The organism is uncultured Jatrophihabitans sp., from assembly GCF_964244045.1.
Classification (GTDB): Bacteria; Actinomycetota; Actinomycetes; order Mycobacteriales; family Jatrophihabitantaceae; genus Jatrophihabitans.
In genome coordinates, this window is sequence record NZ_CAXTHK010000011.1 from 12,517 (window position 1) to 28,082 (window position 15,566).

Sequence of the window (15,566 nt, forward strand, 5' to 3'; positions counted from 1 at the left end):
ACAGCTAAGAACCCTCGGACGGGAACACGCAGAACTCGTTGCCGGCCGGGTCGGCGAGCACGTGCCAGTAGGCCGCGCCACGCGGCTCGCGCAGCACTTTCGCACCGGCCGCGAGCAGCTCCTCGATGCCGTCGGCACGCACGTCGAGATGCATGCGATTCTTGCCCGTCTTCGGCTCCGGCACCGCGCTGAAGTCGACCACCACGCGGCGAGTGGGGGTGAGTCGACGCAGTCGATCACGACCCCGTGCAGCCGCTGCTCGGGCACGGGGTCGCGCAGGAACGCGCAGAACTCGTTGCCCTCGACGTCGGCCATGACGGTCCATCGGCGGTCGGCCCCCTCGGGCAGGAGCACCCGCGCGCCGAGAGCGACGAGGTCGTCGATCGTCCGGGCGTAGATGTCGGGGTGGGCGCGGTTCTTCACCGACTTGCGCTCCGTGACCTGCTCGATGCGCAGCCCGACGCGCCCGTCGCCGGCGACGTCGCCGCCGGGGTAGCCGTCGTCGCGTCGCCACGGCAGCGCGAGCGCGCCGGCCCAGAAGCGGCCCACCGCGTCGAGATCGTTGGCGTCCAGGCAGACCTGGAAGAACCGGCCAATCACGACAAGCTGTTCGACGTCAGGCGCAGGACGAGATCGGCGCGGGACCGGGTCGACTCGACGAGCAAGGCATTCGCGCCGTCGCTGCCAACAGTCGCCCGCTCCCGAGCTGAGTCGGCACGCATCCCGAAGCTGACGTGCCGCGCAGCGAGGCGCTCGACGCGTTCCACAGCCGGCAGATCCAGGTACCAGACGACGTCGATCGCGCGTCGTGCCACCGACCAGCCGTCGCCGTAAAGCAACAGGTAGTTGCCCTCGGTGATGACGAGCGGCACGGCCGCGTCGACAGCCACCGCACTGCCGATCGGTTCTTCGAGCCGACGGTCGAACAGCGGCGCGTAGACGACCGGGTCCGCGCGGGACCGCAACCGGTTCAACAGCGCGGCGTAGCCGTAGGAGTCGAAGGTGTCCGGCGCGCCCTTGCGCGCCCGTCGACCGAGCCGGACGAGCTCGGCGTCGGCCAGGTGGAAGCCGTCCATACCGACGACGACCGCGTCGGGACCGAGAGCACAAGCCAGTGCGGCGGCGAGGGTCGACTTGCCGGCGCCGGGCGCGCCGGTGATGCCGAGCACCGTGCGCCGCCCGTGACGTATCAGCGCACGAGCCCGTTCCACGACGACGCCGAGCGGCTCGTCCACCACCTGCAGCACCGGGCGAGCGTATGCCCGGCATATGGGCGGCCCGGAGGCTGGGCAGCTCGCGCAGGACGCTCGTGCTCAGGCGACTCGCTTCTTGCTTGCCCTGCTCGCCCGAGCGCAGGAGTCACCGGTACTGAAGTGCGGCCAGGGACGGAACGATCTCGGCTTCGATACCGAGCTGCGCACCGTGAACGGCTACGGCGTCCGAAACCAGCTGTCGGATGTTCTGCGATTGATGTGCGACACGAAGTTGGCCGGCGGCCTGGACGCTCGACGCGACGCCCACGGCCAGCAGCGGCACAGCAAGCAGGATCATCAACCGGTTGGGCAGGCTGGCACCGGCGGCGTCGCGGTGCCGTCGAAAGTCCACATTCTGAACATCGGCTGGAAACCCCCGGAACTGAGGTCTGGCGAGCGACCGCGGCGAACGCGACAGCTGCGCCCGGCGTCGGTGCTAACCGGTTCCGCTCGCCGAGGTGATCGCGTTTTTGATCGCTAGGCTCAGCTTGTCCTCGAAGGACGGGTCGCCGTTGCCGTACAGCGCAATGACGTGCCGCAGGATCGGGAACGACGTGCTGCCCGTCGACTGCGTGTACACCGGCTCGACGTACAGCATCCGGCCGGCCACCGGGATGGCCTCGAGGGCGCCGAGCACCACCTTCGAGTTGCCGCCGCGTTGCAGGGTCAGCTTCTCGGTGATCGTGGTGTTCGACTCGATGTCGTTCTGCACCTGCGCCGGCGACTCCCCGGACGAGCCACCCGGCAGGTTCAGTACGGTGAACTTCCCGTAGTCCGGCCCGGGTTCGGAGTTGACGTAGACGAACGCGGCCAGTTGCTGACCGTTGAGCGTCACCATCGGGCTGGATAGTGAGAAGTGTGTGTCACCGAAACCGTCGGCCGCCATGGTCATGTAGGTCGAGGGCAGCGGCGTGCTCGACGCTGCCGACGTCGCCCCCGCGTTGATCGATTGCGCTGCCGCGGTGGTCGGGTCGGCCGGCACCTTCCAGAAGGCGTTGCCGCTGTAGAAGTTGGCCGCCCCGGTCACGTGGTACTTGGCCAGCAGCGTGCGCTGGACGTTAAACAGGTCGGCGGGGTAGCGCAGCTGCGGCAGCAGGGCCGACGGGATGCTCGACTGCGGTTGCACCAGGCCCGGGAACACCCCTTCCCACGCCTTCAGCAGCGCGTCCGGGTGTTGCTTCTGGTTCCAGGAGTAGAGCGTCACCTTGCCGGTGTAGGCGTCGACCACGGCCTTGACCGAGTTCTGCAGGTAGTTGATCTGCTGGCTGGGCTGCGCCACGGAGGCGCCGTGCGCGGTCAGGGTGGTCTTGCTCGCCGCGTGGAAGTTGACCAGCTGCGAGTCGGGATAGCTGGATGACGTGGTGTAGCCGTCCACGATCCAGACGATCTTGCCGTCGACCACGGCCGGGTACTCGTCGCCGTCCAGGTTCAGCCACGGGGCCACCTTGGCCACGCGGGCCCGCGGGTCACGGACGGTCAGCAGCTGCGAAGCGCTGTTCAGCTCGGAGCTGAAGAAGATGTTCGGGTCGCTGTTGCGGTAGGCGAACAGGAAGCGGCGCAGCGTCGAGCCGATGGGGATGCCGCCGTCGCCGGTGTAGGTCGTGTGCGCCGACGTCGTCGAGCCGCTACCGGCCGGGTGGTCGAACTCGAGGTTCGTCGTGCTCCCCGCGGGCTGACCGACGATCGCGTAGGAGGACGAGCCGAACGCCGGGCCGAAGTACACCTGGGGACGGCTGACCGGGATCTGCTGGGCCGGCGGCAGCCCGCCGTTGAGGTAGATCGGCCCCTGGGTCTTGGAGTCGACCTCGGTGGTCGGCGCTGCGACGACGCCGTACCCGTGGGTGTAAACGAGGTGCTTCTTGACCCACGTCGGCTGCGGGATCGAGCCAGACTGCAGTTCACGCGCGGCAATGGCCACGTCCTGGGTCTTGCCGTTCAGGTCGTAGCGGGAGATGTCGAGCGTCGACTTGAAGCCGTAGTAGGCCTGCAGCTGCTGCTGGTTGACGAACGTCGGGGACAGCTTGTTCGGGTCGATCAGCGACGTCTGGGCGGTGGTGCCGGCGAGCGACACCAGGTCGTCGCCTGTCGCCGTCGTCGCCGGCGGGTAGGAGATCGTCGTGACGTCGCCGTCGAGGCCGAACGCGGCACGGGTGGCCTTCTGGTTGTGCGCGATCTCGCTGAGGTCCAGCGACGCCGCGCTCGGCGCCTCGCGGAAGCGGTACACCAGGGCCGGCCACCCGGTGCCGATCAGCGTCGAGGCGACGACGAGCACGACCACGACTCCGGTCAGCGTGCGGACCCGACCGAACAGCCGGTGCTGATTCCGGGTGCGGTTCGCGAACACGGCGTTGGCGATCAGCGCGGCGGCACCCAGCAGGGCGACAACGACGAGAACGTACTTGCTCGGCAGGCCGGCGTGCCGGTCGGTGTAGCCGGCCCCGGTGACCGGTCCGCCCGTCGAGGTCGTCAGCGCGTAGCGCGACAGCCAGTAATTCGCGGCCTTGACCACCAGAAAGCCGGCGGCGAGCAGCGACAGCAGTGAGGTGTAGCCGCGGGTGATCTTGCGGCGCCCGCGCCGCAGCCGCCAGCCGCCGTACCAATACCCGCCTATGATCGCGATCCACAGGCCGTAGGTGATGGCCTGCGACAACAGGTTCACGACCAGCTGGTGGAAGGGGTAGACCATGACGAAGAACGAGGCGTCCTTGTGGAACAGCGGGTCGCTGGTGTGGAACGGCGTGGCATGCCGCCACAGTTCGTAGGTCTGCCAGCCCGCTGCGGCCCGCTGTCCGACCGCGACGGCCGGCACGGCAATGACGAGGGCCACGATCAACCGACCGACCCGAGGTTCGTACTTGCGGAACAGCCACCGAAAGGTGTCGTCCTCGGCCGAGACGTCGAGCGGCAGGGTCAGGCGGCGCAGCGCCACGATGATCAAGCCGCAGGTCAACCCGGTGACAGCGGCGAAGACGACGAACAGCAGGACCTGGGCGCCGAGCATCGTCCGGTAGACCGCGCCGTGCTGCACGGAGTCGAACCACATGTCCGTTGTCGCGATCCGCACCGCCACGCCCAGCAGCAGGTACAGCACGACCAGGGCCACGACTACGGCGGCGAGGCGGATGCCCCACCGGCGCAGCGCGCGCCGGCCGCCCGCCTCGTGCAGCGAGGCTCCTGCGGTCGTCAGCCTGGTGAGGGGACCCGAGTTCGCCGGTCGGGCGGACGGGCGGGTGGGGGTGAACACGCGCGTCAACTCCGGACTTTCGCGGGTCGGGGTGCCGCGGGGTCGTGGCGGGCTTCGTAGGCGTTGACGACAGTGTCGGCGTCGCCGTCAAGCACGATCCGGCCCTGCTCGAGCCAGATCGCGCGGGTACAGGTCTCGCGGATGATGCCGAGCCCGTGGCTGACCAGGAACACGGTGCCGGCCTCCTGGCGTAGCTGCAGGATGCGGGCCTCGCTGCGTCGGCGGAACTGGGCGTCACCGGTGGCCAGCGCCTCGTCGATCAGCAGGATGTCCGGCGTCCGGGCCGCGGCGATGGCGAAGCGCAGCCGGGCGCCCATGCCGGAGGAGTAGGTGTTCATCGGCATTTGTACGAACTCGCCGATGCCCGCGAACTCGCAGATCGAGTCGTACTCCTCGGCGATCTCGGCCGGCGTCATGCCGATGGCCAGACAACCCAGCACGATGTTCTGCTCGCCGGACATCGAACCCATCATGGCCGCCGAGACGCCGAGCAGGGCCGCCTGGCCGCGCGTCCAGACCACGCCCTGCGACGGGGCCATCAACCCGGCCACCGCGCGCAGCAGCGTCGACTTGCCGGATCCGTTGGGCCCGATCAATCCGATCGCCTCGCCGCGGTAGGCGGTGAAGCTGACCCCTCGGACGGCGTGCACGGAGCGTTGTGCCGCGGCCTGCTCGCGCAGCAGCGTCCGACGCAAGGCCGCCGCCCCGCCGCCGCGCCCGCCCTTGCCGACAATGCGGTAGTTGAGGTGCACGTCGTCGACGACGACGGTCTGCTCGCGCATGGCGGGGGTCTCAGACATTGCCGTACTCCTCCTCGCCGCGCCAGAAGTGCAGATAGCTGACCGCAAGCACGCCGACGGCCCACGCGATGCCGGCCACCCAGGTCCCCAGCGGCGCCGCGTTGCCGACGAGCAGCGCATTGCGGGCGAGCGAGAGGTAGACGGTGCCCGGGTTGTAGGTCAGCACGGCGTGCACCCAGGCGCCGTGGCCCATGGCGAACACCTGCACGCTGTACATCACCCCGGACATGTACATCCAGATGCGGGAGACGAACGGCAGGACCTGCGTCGTGTCGGGGATGCGGGCGCCGATGCGGGCGACGTAGAACGCGAGTCCGAGGCAGAACATGGCCTGCAGGACGATCGCCGGCACGAGCTCCAGCCAGCGCCAGGTGATCGGTTCACCGCTGATCAGCACGATCGGGATGAGCACCATCAGGGAGTAGATCAGCTGCAGCAGCGCGACGAGCGTGGTCGACACCGGCAGCACCGCTCGCGGGAACTGCAGGGCCCGGACCAGTCCGAGGTTGCCGGTGATCGCCTTGGAACCGTTGACCAGGGAGACCTGGCAGAAGGTGAAGAAGAAGACGCCGACGGACAGGAAGGCGATGAAGTTCGGGACGCCGCGATTCGTGTGCAGCAGCACCCCGAAGATGAGGTAGTAGACGGCGATGTTGAGCAGCGGCGTTAATAGTTGCCAGGCCTGGCCGAGGAAGCTGCCCTGGTAGCCGGCCGCGTTCGAGGCCGACGAGTACGCAGCGACGAAGTGGCGACGTTGCCACAGCCGCTGCGTGTACTCGGCGATCGGCAACCGGGCTCCGGCGCGCTGCAGGCCCTTCGCGGGCGCACCGGGGCTCGTCATCGTGTGGGCGCCCGCAGTCGTCGTCCCGGCACTGTTTGCACGTGCGCCGGATGGCTCGGTTGCGGGCTTCGGCACCTTGGGTTTGATGGGGGAGACCGGCGCGATGGTGGGGGCAGCCGTCGTTGCGGGGACGGTTCGAGGGCTCGGGACTATCCCGGTCTCGGCGCCGCGGGCAACGTCGGCGCGCACCTCACGGCTCACGCGGCTCACTATTCACAGAGGGGCAACGGCACGGTAAGCGTCGCACAGGTTGCCGCAAGGAACGTAGCTGGCGTGCTCAGTCGTTGTCGGCGCGGGCCTCGTGCACCCGGTGCGGGACGCGCAGCAGCCGGATGCCGGTGACCAGCAGCAGGCCGCCCGTCACGTTGCCGAACGCCGACCAGCCCAGGGCGGACAGCCAGTCGACATAGCCGTACGGGGCGTCGCCGGTCAGGAGTCCGGCGAACATCAGGATCGAGTCGAGCACCGAGTGGAACAGCTGTGCAGCCACCAGGACGAAGGACATCATCACCGCAGCGACGATCTTGATGCCCATCTCCTCGGTGGCGTGCTGCATCCGGGTCAGCAGGGTGATGACGGCCCCGGCCAGGACGGCGAGGCAGAACGAGCGCCAGCTGAGGCCCAGGTCTGCGTAGTGCGACCCGGCCTGCACCGCGGCCTTGTGTACGTCGGGCAGGGCCACGACGGTCAGGGTCGCCATCACGAAACCGGAGACGAGGTTCATGGCGAGGGTGAGCACCCACAGGCGGGCGAGTGCGGGCAACGACCCGGTCTTGGCGACGACGGCCGTGACCGGAACGAGGAAGTTCTCGGTGAACAGCTCCGAGCGGGCCAGCAGCAGCGCGACGAACCCGACGGTGAACGCCAGGCTGGCCAGCAGCGGCTCGTCGGTCTTGGCCTCGACGACGAGGTAGATCAGCACGCCGACCCCGACGTCGACACCGCCGAGCAGGCCCGTAGAGATCAGCGGGAGCAGCGGGCGCGCCAGCCGGTCGCCACCCTCGGACACGATTCGGTCGAACGCGTCCTCGACCTCGGGTTCCTCCCGCGAGCCGGTGGGCGAGGTGACGTCGCGGGGGCCGCCCGAGGCCCTGGTCACGTAGACATCGTCTCTGCCAGTACTGGACTTACGGAAGCTGAGGGCATGGCAAGGGCCTACCCAGGCGGCCGCCGAACCCGTTCTGGTGGCTGGCCGTCGGTGACCACCGACGGGGCTAGCACGACCAGGCGACATCGTCCTGGGCTCGATCCACAGGCCTGGTGGCCGTCCACAGGCCGCGATTCGACAGTCCCCGCGGTCGGCATTCTCAGGAGGCTTTCGGCATGAACCTTCTTCAGCGTTTAATGCGGCGGGTCCGAGCCACCGTCGATGCCGGGATGTCCACGGCGGAGTACGCAGTGGGCACGGTGGCTGCGGTCGCCTTCGCCGTCGTGCTGTTCAAAGTAGTGCGCAGCCCGGCGGTGTCGGCGGCGCTGACCGGCATCATCAACTCTGCGCTGCACTCGGTGTGAACCCGTGGCACGCCGGCGTGGGGACGAGCGGGGCATGGTCACCGCCGAGTTGGCCGCGTGCCTGCCGGTGCTGATGTTCGTGCTTGCCGTCGCGCTCAGCGCGGTGGCGGTGGTCGCGGCCCGCGTCCGGGTGCAGGATGCCGCGCGTGAGGCGGCGCGCGCCGCCGCTCGCGGCGACCCGGCCACCGGGCGGCGGTTGGCTGCATACGCCGCGCCCGGCGGGGCGGTCAGCATCGACACCGGCGCTGACGAGGTGAGCGCAGTGGTCAGCCTGCGGGTGCACCCGCTCGGCGACTGGCTGCCCGCGCTGACCGTCACCGAACGAGCCGTCGCGGCCCGGGAACCGACCGGCGCCGGCGGGACGGTCCCATGACGACGGAACGGCAGCGGGGGTCGGCCACGCTGTGGGTGGTGGGCTGCATCGCGCTGCTGCTCGTGGTCGCCGAGGTCGCGACGGTGCGGGCGGCAGCGGTCGTGGCCCGGCACCGGGCCGAGTCGGCGGCCGACCTGGCCGCGCTCGCCGCCGCGGGGCGCATCGGCGTCGACGACCAGTCGTGCACCGCGGCGGGCCACGTGGCGACCGCGAACGGGGCCCGGTTGCGCACCTGCACGGTCCACCTCGCCGGCGACGGGCGCAGCGGGACGGTGTTGGCCCGGGTGGTCCTGCACGTGCACCTGCCGATCGCCGGGTCCCGGGACGTCGTAGCCAGCGCCCGCGCCGGCCGGCTGCCTGGCTGAGGGGTCGAGCGGTGGAGCGGGATGAGGTGAGTCAGCCGGGCAGCTCGGCCAGCACCAGGTCAAGGACGATCAACGCGCCGGCCTTGTCGAGCGGCTCGTTGCCGTTGCCGCACTTCGGCGACTGCACGCACGACGGGCAGCCACTCGGGCACTCGCACGCCGCAATCGCCTCACGCGTGGCCGTCAGCCACGATGCGAGTGCGGCGTGACCGCGTTCGGCGAACCCGGCGCCCCCGGGGTGGCCGTCGTAGACGAACACGGTCGGGCGACCGGTGTCGGGATGCAGCGCGGTCGACACCCCGCCGATGTCCCAGCGGTCGCAGGTAGCGAACAACGGCAGCAACCCGATGGCGGCGTGCTCGGCCGCGTGCACCGCGCCCGGCACGCTCATCATGTCGAGCCCGGCACCGTCGAGCAGGTCCTGCGGCAGCGTGTACCAAACGGCGCTGGTCCGCAGCTCGCGCGGCGGCAGGTCCAGCGGCGTCTCGTCGATCAGCTCGCCCGTCCCCAACCGGCGACGCAGGTAACCCACCACCTGATGGGTGACGTCGACGGTGCCGAACGCGACCTCGAGCGGCCCGTGCCGGCGGCTCGTCAACGTCTGCACGATCGCAATGTCGGTGACGTCGCGGGCGGTCGTCGTCCACGGCGGATCGTCGCGGCGCACGAGCGCCACTCGCTCGTCGAGATCGAGCGCGTCGACCACGAACGGTGTCCCGCGGTGCAGGTAGACCGCACCCTCGTGCACGGTCGAGTCGGCCGCGCCTGCGTCGACGGTGCCGATCAGGTTGCCGGTGTTCGACTCGACCACGCTGACCGGGCGCCCGCCGGTGCCTCGTATGTCGACGTCGGGCCGCTCGTGCTGCGTCCAGAACCAGCCGGCTGGCCGGCGTCGCAGGACCCCGCGTGCCACCAGGTCGTCGAGCACGGCGCGCACCGCGGTCACACCGTCGCCGTTATCGGAACCGTTGTCGCCGGTCGAACTGAACGCAGCCAGTTCGTCGGGTCGGATGGGCGCCTCCACCGCGGCACAGCACAGCTGCGGCGCCAGGACGTAGGGGTTCTGCGGGTCAAAGACGGTGGCCTCGACGGGCCGGCCGAAGACCGCGGCCGGATGATGGACGAGGTAGGTGTCGAGCGGGTCGTCGCGGGCGACGAAGACGACGAGTGCGCCGGCGCCCGACCGTCCGGCCCGACCGGCCTGCTGCCAGAGCGAGGCCAGCGTGCCGGGGTAGCCGGCCAGGACCACCGCGTCGAGGCCCGAGATGTCGACGCCCAGCTCGAGCGCGTTGGTGGCCGCGACGCCCAGCAACTCGCCCGAGCCCAGCGCGGCCTCGACCGCCCGCCGTTCCTCGGGCAGGTAGCCGGCGCGGTACGCCGCCACCCGCGGCACGAGTGCCGTCGCGCCGGCGTCCCCCAGATGCCGAGCCGCGCCCAGCGCCGTGAGCTCCGCGCCGCGCCGCGACCGGACGAAGGCCAGGGTCCGGGCGCCTTCGACCACCAGGTCGGCGAGGATGCGCGCGGTCTCGACGCCGGCGGATCGGCGCACGGGCGCATCGTGCTCGCCGCGCAGGGCGGTGAGCGGCGGCTCCCACAGCACAAACGAACGTGCACCGTGCGGTGACGCATCGGCCGTCACCTCCGCCACCGGCGCCCCGATCAACCGCGACGCCGAGCGGGCCGGCGCCGACACCGTGGCCGAGGCCAGCACGAACGTCGGTGTCGAGCCGTAGGCAGCACACACCCGCCGCAGCCGGCGCAGCACCTGGGCCACGTGTGAGCCGAACAGCCCGCGATAGGTGTGGCACTCGTCGATCACCACGAACGCGAGCCGACGCAGGAACGAGCTCCACCGCCCGTGCGCCGGCAGGATGCCGCGGTGCAGCATGTCCGGGTTCGTCAGCACCCAGTTGGCGTGCGCCCGCACCCAGTCGCGCTCGCTCATCGGGGTGTCGCCGTCGAAGGTGGCAGCCCGCAGGAAGGGCAGCTCGAGCCCGGTCAGCGCGCCGCGCTGGTCCTGGGCCAGCGCCTTGGTCGGCGACAGGTACAGCACCCGGGCGCGGTCGTCGCCGGCAAGCATCGTGAGCGCGGGAAGTTGGTAGGCCAGCGACTTGCCCGACGCGGTTCCGGTGGCCACCACCACCGACGTCCCCGCGTGCGCGGCGTTCGCGGCCTCGACCTGGTGGGCCCACGGCTCGCTCACACCGCGAACGACGAACCGGGCGCGGACGGGCTCGGGCACCCAGTCCGGCCACGGCGCCGGGACAGCCGCCCGCGCCGGCAGCGACTCGACGTGCGTCACCGGCGATTCGTCCGGCGGCACGCCCAGCAGGACCCGCTGCAGCAGCGCGTCCGGGTCGTGGGCGCCCGCACCCCGTTCGGTCGGCACAGCAACCACGCCTTGGTTCGCACCGTGAGCGTCGGTCACTGCGATCTCCTCCGCTGCACAGCTGTGGACCGCCCTGTGGCATGCTTTGACGGTTCTGTCCGCCTAGCCGCCAGGCTGTCGACGCCGCGCTCGTTGTGACGGCACCCGATCATGCAGGTACGACGAAAAGAAGGTGACTCGCGTGGAGTTGTCGGTCTCGCGCCAATCCGTCGGCGATGTGTCCGTCGTCGCGGTCAGCGGTGAAGTCGACGTCTACTCCGCGCCAGCGCTCAAGGAGAGTCTGTCCGAGCTGCTGCAGGCCGGCGTCACGACCGTCGTCGTCGACCTCTCCGGCGTCGGATTCCTCGACTCCACCGGGTTGGGCGCTCTGGTCGAGGCCCGCTCGGCCACCACCGAGGCCGGCGGCTCGCTCCCGCTGGTCTGCGCGCAGGAACGCATTCTGAAGCTCTTCACGATCACCGGGCTGGACGGCGTCTTCGCCATCCACCCCACGGTCGAGGCGGCCGTGGAGTCGGTCGGCGCCTGACCCAGCGAGCTGGGCGAGCCGCCCCCGTCAGCGGGGTGAGCTGGACCACCCGCTGCGACGCCCGTCACGTGATCGGCGCTACACTCCGCCGGTCAGTCCCCCCAGTGCCGATCGCCCAAAAACGCAACCAGCGGGGCGACCCTCGGCGTACATGGCTGCCGATACCGCATGCGTGCCGGTGCGGTATCGCGGCGTAGAGCGTAGGGAGTTGCATGGCAGCGCAGCTGTTGGCCGAGCCAGGTATCAGCACGAACGAGAAGTACGCGGTGGTCGTCATCCTGATCATCGCCCTGGCGGCGCTGGCCTTCGCGGCCAGCCTGGTCCGCGAGGTGCTGAAGGCCGATCAAGGCACCGAGAAGATGCAGGAGATCGCCCTCGCCGTGCAGGAGGGGGCCAAGGCCTATCTCAACCGACAATTCAAGACGCTGTCGGTCTTCTCGATCATCGTCTTCGTCCTGCTGCTGATTCTGCCGGTGAACCACGGCGGGTTCTCGGTTCAGTTCGGCCGCGCCCTGTTCTTCATCGTCGGAGCGGTCTTCTCCGCCGCCGTCGGCTACATCGGCATGTCGCTTGCCACCCAAGCCAACGTTCGGGTGGCTGCGGCGGCCCGCGGCGGCGTCCGTGAACGTGGCTTCCATGTCGCGTTCCGTACCGGCGGCATCGTCGGCATGCTCACCGTCGGCCTGGGCCTGCTCGGCGCCAGCGTCGTGCTGCTCGCCTACAACTCCAACGCCCCGACGGTGCTCGAGGGCTTCGGCTTCGGGGGCGCGCTGCTCGCCATGTTCATGCGCGTCGGCGGCGGCATCTTCACCAAGGCCGCCGACGTCGGCGCCGACCTGGTCGGCAAGGTCGAGGCCGGCATCCCCGAGGACGACCCGCGCAACGCCGCCACCATCGCCGACAACGTCGGTGACAACGTGGGCGATTGCGCCGGCATGGCCGCCGACCTGTTCGAGTCCTACGCCGTCACCCTGGTCGCGGCGCTCATCCTCGGCCAGACCGCATTCGGCGCCAAGGGCCTGCTGCTGCCGCTGATCATCGGTGCGATCGGCATCGTCAGCTCCGTGGTCGGAGTGCTCACCACCAAGCTGCGCGAGAGCGACCGCAACGGCCTGGTGCCCATCAACCGCGGCTTCTTCATCACTGCCGGGGTCTCGCTCGTCCTGGTCGCAATCGCGTCGTTCACGTTCCTGCCGTCGAAGTTCAGCGACCTCGACGACAGCATCGCCGGCGCCACCGGCAACCCGGCCGTCATCGCGTTCGTCGCCGTCCTCATCGGCATCGTGCTCGCGGTGCTGATCCAGCAGCTGACCGGCTACTTCACCGACACCGCCCGCCGCCCGGTTCAGGACGTCGCCGACACCTCACTCACCGGCGCGGCCACCGTCATCCTGTCGGGTATCTCGCTCGGCCTCGAGTCGGCCGTCTACTCCGCCGTGCTGATCGGCGCCGCGCTCTACGGTGCGTTCCTGCTCGGCGGCGGCACAACCTTCGTCGCGCTGTACGCCGTCGCGCTCGCCGGCAGCGGCCTGCTCACCACGGCCGGCGTCATCGTCGCCATGGACACTTTCGGCCCGGTCAGCGACAACGCCCAGGGCATCGCCGAGATGAGCGGCGACATCGACGAGGCGGGCGCACGTGTGCTCACCGACCTCGACGCCGTCGGCAACACGACCAAGGCGATCACGAAGGGCATCGCGATCGCGACGGCCGTGCTCGCCGCGACGGCGCTGTTCGGCTCCTTCGGCAAGGCGTTCACCGACGCGCTGCAGAGCACCAAGGGTGCGCTCAAGGGCGGCGACATCAGCGGGCAGATCACCGGCTTCTCGAACCTCTTCAACGTCGTCGACGCCGGCAAGCTGACCCAGCTGTCGTTCAGCCTCGACCTCACCCAGCCGAACAACCTGTTCGGCGTGATCATCGGCGCCGCGGTCGTCTTCCTGTTCAGCGGCCTGGCCATCAGCGCCGTCGGCCGGGCCGCCGGCCGGGTCGTCTACGAGGTCCGCGCGCAGTTCCGCGACCACCCCGGGATCATGGACTACTCCGAGAAGCCCGACTACGCCCGCGTCGTCGACATCTGCACGAAGGACTCGCTGCGCGAGCTGGCCACTCCAGGCCTGCTGGCGATCTTCGCCCCGATCTCCATCGGCTTCCTGCTCGGTATCGGCCCGCTGGCCGGTTACCTCGCCGGCGCCATCGGGGCCGGCGTGCTGATGGCGATCTTCCTGGCCAACTCCGGTGGCGCGTGGGACAACGCCAAGAAGATGGTCGAGGACGGTGTGCACGGCGGGAAGGGCACCGAGGCTCACGCGGCCACGGTCATCGGCGACACCGTCGGCGACCCGTTCAAGGACACCGCCGGACCGTCGATCAACCCGTTGATCAAGGTGATGAATCTGGTCGCCGTGCTCGTCGCCCCGGCGGTTGTGAAGCTGACGGTCGGTGAGCACGCGTCGGTGCCGTTGCGCGTCGCCATCGGTCTCGTGGCGCTGGCCATCATTGCGGCCGCGGTCATCGTGTCCAAGCGCCGGCGCGTCTCGATGGGCGACGACCAGCCGGTGACCGAGGCGCAGGCCCCGATCAACGTCGCCTGACCGGCGCGCGCTGTCCCGTTTACGTAAGGGCTTCTGTCGTCGGCGCATGACACCATCGGGTGAATCGTTGCCCGAGCAGTGGCGCTGCAGTGAAACGGAGTCGAAGCGATGACTGATTACCCCGGCGGCGGGTACGGCGGCCAGCCGAACTACGGCGATCAGCCACCCAACTACGGCCAGCAACCGGGTTATGGGCAGCAACCCGGTTACGGGCAGCAACCCGGTTACGGGCAGCAGCCCGGTTACGGCCAGCAACCCGGTTACGGGCAGCAGCCCGGTTATGGCCAGCAGCCGGGGTACGGCCAGCAGCCCGGCTACGGGCCGCAGTCGGGGTATGGCCAGCAGCCTGGCTACGGCCAGCAGCCTGGCTACGGCCAAGAGGGCTACGGCCAGGAGGGCTACGGCCAACCGGCCTACGGAAATCCGGTTCCGCCGCCGGGATACGGGCCGCCGAAGCGGAAGAACACCAACGCCATCATCGCGGGCATCGTGGCGGTGGTCGTCGTGGCCGGCGGCATCATTGCAGCGGTCCTGCTTACTGGCGGCGGCGACGACAAGAAAAGCGCCAGCCCCAGCAACTCGATCGCCGACAGCGCGACGCCGTCGGGCTTTCCGAGCGCGACCGTGAGCTCGACCGGCGGCGGGGAGAGCTCGAGCGACAACCTGCCGACGGACGACAACGGCATCAGCTCGGCGAGCAGCGCACCGTCCACGCCGTCCGGCGGCAGCGCCACCGGCGTCTACTACACGATCAGCTTCCTGGCCGACGACTACTTCGACGACCTCGACGACCAGTACTACGAGGGCATCACCGGACTCACCTGCCAGGGGTACTCCACGCGACTCACGTCGGGCGATGTGGACGAGGTCACCAGCGCCACGGTGACGACGCCCGGCAAGGACACGGGCACCAACACCAAGGCGACGGCCGCAGGCAAGGTCGTGCTCGACGACGGAACCTCGCGCACCCTCACCATCACCATGTCCAAGCAGAGCGACGAGAAATGGTGCATCTCGGGCGAGACCGCGATGCGCTGAGCTTGACCCAGTACTCGCTGTTCGGGGCCGAGGCCGCCGAACCGGCGTTGCCCGACCTGGACGGGTTGATGCTGGCCGGCGGCCAGTGGGTGCGCTCGGCTGCCGGGGCTCGCCTGTCCGTCGTGGTCGCCGACCGCTGGCGTGCCGACGCGCTCGCCGCGGTCTTCGCTGGTTTAGGGGTCGACGGCGCCGGCGCAGTGGTCGCATCCGCGACCCAGCTGGCGGTGCGGACTGCGTTCACGCCCGACCTGGTGACGCACGCAGCCCGCTGGACCCGCGGCGCCAACCAGGGTCTGCCGGCCGGGTTCGCGCTCGGCGCCGGCGGGCTACGGCTGTGGGCCGTCGCCGCCGGGCGCCGCGACGAGGCGGGTTACCTGTTGGCCACCGCCGGTCTGACTCCCGCGGGTGCCGACGACCCGATCCACCGCGCTGCCGGCGCGCAGCTTGCCCGGCTGGGCGTGGCCGCGGTGTCGCTGTCGCACCGCCCGGGTCCGGGCTGGCGGGTCACGTCGGCCCGGCGGCTGCGGCGGCTCGTCGAGCTGGTCGGAGAAGCGCCCGACGGCGGACGCGATGCCTGGCCGGTCCCGATGGTGTCCTGACCGGCTGAGGGGCCCGCACCGGCGGTCGCCGG

Annotated in this window: 15 protein-coding genes and 1 pseudogene; 8 read left to right on the forward strand and 8 right to left on the reverse strand. The window is 70.2% G+C overall.

Features of this window, described 5'->3' with window-relative positions; all coding sequences use genetic code 11:
* Positions 1–4: 4 nt before the first annotated feature.
* The 3 genes and pseudogenes from ACFFC4_RS10325 to ACFFC4_RS10335 form a co-directional block, all read right to left on the reverse strand.
* A complete protein-coding gene (locus ACFFC4_RS10325; protein ID WP_375500632.1) occupies positions 5–325 on the reverse strand; it encodes a VOC family protein in 321 nt (106 codons plus the stop codon).
* A pseudogene (locus ACFFC4_RS10330) lies at positions 295–600 on the reverse strand (VOC family protein); the annotation flags it as partial. The pseudogene ACFFC4_RS10330 and the gene ACFFC4_RS10325, both read right to left, overlap by 31 nt.
* A complete protein-coding gene (locus ACFFC4_RS10335; RefSeq protein ID WP_375500464.1) occupies positions 597–1,247 on the reverse strand; it encodes a nucleoside/nucleotide kinase family protein in 651 nt (216 codons plus the stop codon). The pseudogene ACFFC4_RS10330 and the gene ACFFC4_RS10335, both read right to left, overlap by 4 nt.
* 22 nt (positions 1,248–1,269) lie before the next feature.
* On the opposite strand from ACFFC4_RS10335, the gene ACFFC4_RS10340 reads away from it, so the two are divergent.
* Positions 1,270–1,734 carry a hypothetical protein gene (locus ACFFC4_RS10340; RefSeq protein ID WP_375500466.1) on the forward strand — a complete coding sequence of 155 codons (465 nt, stop codon included), beginning with the start codon at positions 1,270–1,272 and terminating at the stop codon, positions 1,732–1,734.
* Here ACFFC4_RS10340 and ACFFC4_RS10345 read toward each other — a convergent pair.
* The 4 genes from ACFFC4_RS10345 to ACFFC4_RS10360 form a co-directional block, all read right to left on the reverse strand.
* A complete protein-coding gene (locus ACFFC4_RS10345) occupies positions 1,690–4,497 on the reverse strand; it encodes a UPF0182 family protein (RefSeq protein ID WP_375500634.1) in 2,808 nt (935 codons plus the stop codon). The two genes, ACFFC4_RS10340 and ACFFC4_RS10345, sit on opposite strands and share 45 nt — an antisense overlap.
* A 5-nt stretch (positions 4,498–4,502) precedes the next feature.
* Positions 4,503–5,297, reverse strand: a complete 795-nt coding sequence (locus tag ACFFC4_RS10350) for an ABC transporter ATP-binding protein (protein WP_375500468.1) — start codon at positions 5,295–5,297, stop codon at positions 4,503–4,505.
* A complete protein-coding gene (locus ACFFC4_RS10355; protein WP_375500470.1) occupies positions 5,290–6,339 on the reverse strand; it encodes an ABC transporter permease in 1,050 nt (349 codons plus the stop codon). The genes ACFFC4_RS10350 and ACFFC4_RS10355 overlap by 8 nt, the downstream gene beginning before the upstream one ends.
* 76 nt (positions 6,340–6,415) lie before the next feature.
* Positions 6,416–7,237 carry a formate/nitrite transporter family protein gene (locus ACFFC4_RS10360; protein ID WP_375500472.1) on the reverse strand — a complete coding sequence of 274 codons (822 nt, stop codon included), beginning with the start codon at positions 7,235–7,237 and terminating at the stop codon, positions 6,416–6,418.
* Positions 7,238–7,482: 245 nt separating this feature from the next.
* Between ACFFC4_RS10360 and ACFFC4_RS10365 the strand changes: the two genes are divergently transcribed.
* Genes ACFFC4_RS10365 through ACFFC4_RS10375 form a run of 3 tightly spaced genes read left to right on the forward strand, consistent with a single transcriptional unit; the run spans position 7,483 to position 8,388 of the window.
* On the forward strand, positions 7,483–7,650 hold the full coding sequence (locus ACFFC4_RS10365; protein WP_375500636.1) for a DUF4244 domain-containing protein: 168 nt from the start codon (positions 7,483–7,485) through the stop codon (positions 7,648–7,650).
* Between the two features lie 4 nt (positions 7,651–7,654).
* Positions 7,655–8,023 carry a TadE family type IV pilus minor pilin gene (locus tag ACFFC4_RS10370; RefSeq protein WP_375500474.1) on the forward strand — a complete coding sequence of 123 codons (369 nt, stop codon included), beginning with the start codon at positions 7,655–7,657 and terminating at the stop codon, positions 8,021–8,023.
* Positions 8,020–8,388, forward strand: coding sequence for an Rv3654c family TadE-like protein (locus ACFFC4_RS10375; RefSeq protein ID WP_375500476.1), 369 nt, complete (start codon positions 8,020–8,022; stop codon positions 8,386–8,388). The genes ACFFC4_RS10370 and ACFFC4_RS10375 overlap by 4 nt, the downstream gene beginning before the upstream one ends.
* 31 nt (positions 8,389–8,419) lie before the next feature.
* Here the strand turns inward: ACFFC4_RS10375 and ACFFC4_RS10380 are convergent, their stop codons facing one another.
* Positions 8,420–10,777 carry a DEAD/DEAH box helicase gene (locus tag ACFFC4_RS10380; protein ID WP_375500638.1) on the reverse strand — a complete coding sequence of 786 codons (2,358 nt, stop codon included), beginning with the start codon at positions 10,775–10,777 and terminating at the stop codon, positions 8,420–8,422.
* Between the two features lie 181 nt (positions 10,778–10,958).
* Here ACFFC4_RS10380 and ACFFC4_RS10385 point away from each other — a divergent pair, with 181 nt between their 5' ends.
* The 4 genes from ACFFC4_RS10385 to ACFFC4_RS10400 all read left to right on the forward strand — a co-directional run bounded on the left by ACFFC4_RS10385 (position 10,959) and on the right by ACFFC4_RS10400 (position 15,534).
* The gene (locus ACFFC4_RS10385) at positions 10,959–11,303 is read left to right on the forward strand and encodes an STAS domain-containing protein (protein ID WP_375500478.1); all 345 of its coding nucleotides are present in this window, start codon (positions 10,959–10,961) and stop codon (positions 11,301–11,303) included.
* 212 nt (positions 11,304–11,515) lie between these two features.
* A complete protein-coding gene (locus ACFFC4_RS10390) occupies positions 11,516–13,897 on the forward strand; it encodes a sodium-translocating pyrophosphatase (protein ID WP_375500480.1) in 2,382 nt (793 codons plus the stop codon).
* 108 nt (positions 13,898–14,005) lie between these two features.
* Entirely contained in the window at positions 14,006–14,935 is a 930-nt protein-coding gene (locus ACFFC4_RS10395; protein WP_375500482.1) for a hypothetical protein, read from the forward strand.
* Positions 14,902–15,534 (forward strand): hypothetical protein, encoded by a 633-nt coding sequence (locus tag ACFFC4_RS10400; protein WP_375500484.1) that lies wholly within the window; start codon positions 14,902–14,904, stop codon positions 15,532–15,534. Before ACFFC4_RS10395 ends, ACFFC4_RS10400 begins: the two co-directional genes overlap by 34 nt.
* The last annotated feature ends 32 nt before the right edge of the window (positions 15,535–15,566 follow it).